General features: G+C 62.4%; 1 protein-coding gene. It reads left to right on the forward strand.

Going from position 1 to position 969, the window contains the following annotated elements; translation table 11 throughout:
* A partial coding sequence (locus F6X39_RS36120; RefSeq protein ID WP_187620155.1) for a Tim44 domain-containing protein occupies positions 1-863 on the forward strand: 863 nt, incomplete at its 5' end.
* Positions 864-969: the final 106 nt, after the last annotated feature.

Here is a 969-nt window from a genome sequence, read left to right on the forward strand (position 1 = left end):
CGTCGAACGACGCCGAGGCGAAGCGCGTAGGCGGGAGTCAAAGCATCGGGCGGCAGTCGCAGACGGCGTCGCCGTCTGGACAAGCGCAGCGAAGCCAACAGGCACAGCCGGCACAACAGGCCGCGCAGGCGCCTGCTGCGGCAGCGGGTAACCGCTGGATGGGCCCGCTGGCTGGTCTCGCTGCGGGCCTTGGGATTGCAGCATTACTGTCGTCGTTTGGCCTGGGCGAAGGGCTGGCGCAGATGCTGTCGAATGCGTTGCTGATCGGGGCGGTGATTTTCGCCGGCGTGATGCTATTCCGCTTTATCGCCAACCGGCGTCGTCCGGATCTTGCCTATGGACACGGTCCCGTGAACCGCCAGCAAACGAACGGCTCACGGTTTCTGAATCAGATCCCGCAAGCGCGGCCTGAAGCGAACTTGCGGGGCTGGCCGAACGCGGCGATGGGTTCGACGGGAGCAGCGGACACGGAGAGGACAACGGGACTACCACTCGAGCAAGATCAGGCGGCGTTTCTTGTATCGGCAAAGACCTTGTTCATGCGTCTTCAAGGCGCATGGGACCGGAACGAGCAGGGTGACCTGTTCGAATTGACGACGCCGGAGATGTTCGCGCAAATCAAGCGGGATCTCGAAGCTCGGGGTCACCAGGTGAGTCATACGGAAGTCACGCAACTTGACGCGGAAGTGCTTGGCACAGAACGCAATGCGGATGAAACGCTGGTTAGCGTTCGCTTTTACGGTCAAATGCGGGAAGACGATGCGCCGACTGCCCAGCCGTTCCAGGAAGTCTGGAACATGGTCAGCGACGCACGTGGCAACCAGGCGTGGCGACTGGCCGGCATTCAGCAAATTGACGGATGAGAGCGTAGTTGAAACCGGCAGCGGCCTGCTGCCGGTGACTCGTGAGGGTGGCGCGCGCCGCGGAACTACCTGAGACCAACCTTTCGCCAGCGACCGTGCGTGAGAA

The organism is Paraburkholderia sp. UCT2, assembly GCF_014397665.1.
Lineage (GTDB): Bacteria > Pseudomonadota > Gammaproteobacteria > Burkholderiales > Burkholderiaceae > Paraburkholderia > Paraburkholderia tuberum.